This is a genomic window from Moorena sp. SIO4E2 (assembly GCF_010671945.1).
In the GTDB taxonomy this organism is placed as follows: Bacteria; Cyanobacteriota; Cyanobacteriia; order Cyanobacteriales; family Coleofasciculaceae; genus Moorena; species Moorena producens.
This window is the reverse complement of sequence record NZ_JAAHIE010001137.1, coordinates 1-1,577: the sequence shown is the minus strand read 5'-3', so window position 1 is coordinate 1,577 and position 1,577 is coordinate 1. Positions and strand designations below refer to the sequence as shown.

The 1,577-nt window shown below is 45.3% G+C and carries 1 protein-coding gene and 1 pseudogene; both read right to left on the bottom strand.

Features of this window, described 5'->3' with window-relative positions; genetic code table 11:
* Window positions 1-106: 106 nt before the first annotated feature.
* Entirely contained in the window at window positions 107-1,012 is a 906-nt protein-coding gene (locus F6K37_RS41520) for an NAD(P)-dependent oxidoreductase (RefSeq protein WP_287257101.1), read from the bottom strand.
* A gap of 161 nt (window positions 1,013-1,173) precedes the next feature.
* Window positions 1,174-1,577, bottom strand: a pseudogene (locus tag F6K37_RS41515) (hypothetical protein); the annotation flags it as partial.

Below are 1,577 nucleotides of genomic sequence, written 5' to 3'. Positions count from 1 at the left end.
GCGGGTCATCGACCAATTTTATTATATCACGAATCGGTCTCGCTATCCATCCCCACCTTTAAAGAAGCTGGGGATGGATAGCGAGTTTTGTTAAAGCCATCATCCTTCAGCTTCTGAGTTCGCCGTAGGCACGAATCATGGCTTGAGTTCCCTGTTCACCTCCTGTACCACTGTCAAGTTGTTGAACAACTTTGAAAAGACGGTCAGCTAATTCAACTCCAGCTAAATCCAGACTAGAAGACTGGACGCTTTCGAGTACAAGCCTGAGGTCTTTGACCATGTGCTTAATCATGAAACCAGGTTCAAAGTCAGACTCAGCGACTTGTTGCCCTAAGTTGGATAACGCCCATGACCCAGCAGCACCTGTGCTACAAACCTCAATAACTAAATTAGGGTCAATTCCTTGATGTTCTGCCAACTTCATTGCCTCGCATAGCGCTACCATATGGACAGAACAAAGCACCTGGTTGCACAGTTTAACGGCTTGACCGCTGCCCACCGGACCGCACAGGCGAATGGTTTTGCCAAGAATTTCCAGTAGGGGTTTACACTCCTCGAAGTCCGTCTGCTCGCCTCCAAGCATAATGGTTAGGGTACCATTTTTGGCTCCGATATCCCCACCGGAAACTGGTGCATCCAGAAAACGTAGGTTGTGCTTCTTTAGTTCCCCACTGATTTCCTGGGCTGCATTTGGTCCAATGGTGGTGAAATCCACAATTAGGGTACCGGGTTTGGCATACTCAGCCACTCCCTCAGCTCCCAGCATAACCGCTTCCACATCTGGGACATCCCCCAAGCAAGAAAAAATGATGTCAGCTGACTCGACGGCTTCCCGGATCGATGAGACTACCTTGGCTCCAGCATCAGCAGCAATCTTGACTCCTGGACGACCGGGGGTGCGATTCCAAGCCATAGTGGGGTAATTACTGGTGGAGTAATCACTACGGGCAAGATTGGCTGCCATATATCCACCCATAACGCCGAGACCAAGAAAGGTAAGATTGGTGTTCATGCTGATTCCATTAAGTCCGCTTATTTTAATATTCTTACCTGAAAGAAGACGGGAGTTTGAAAGCCCCTGTACTTTAGTCGGGGGATGAAAAACGACTCGGCGAAACGGTAGTGGTACACAATTCGTGATTTTAGCTCCCGTTACCTTGACCAGACCAACGTCTACATCACTACATCTTTACCACTACTTTTTTTTTTACACATATCTAAAGCTTGTTCAAAGGTAATTTTTGGAAAAATTTGTAGTTTTCCATCAACTGTAGCATCATAAATCTCTCTACCAGATCTATTAAAGTGAAATCGAGCCATATGATAGGCTAGTTCAGAGCCTTCTAGATCTGGCAGATGCCATTCTTTATTGCCAAAATACCCAGGAGTAAAATGGTTGGGATCATCTCCTTTTAGGAACTGTTTTTCGTTAGGATTACCTACAGCAGTAAAGTTATGATCGACTCCTATCAAGAAAATTCTCTTAAAGCCCATATAGAATGCTAGCTGCATTGCTACATAAGTTACAGTGTATCCTTCGCAAATTAACTTCGATGCATCTGTCTGAAAAATGAAAG

Coding starts and splice junctions, on each gene's coding strand:
- F6K37_RS41520 (WP_287257101.1), bottom strand. CDS start 1,012: ATGAACACCAATCTTACCTTTCTTGGTCTCGGCGTTATGGGTGGATAT.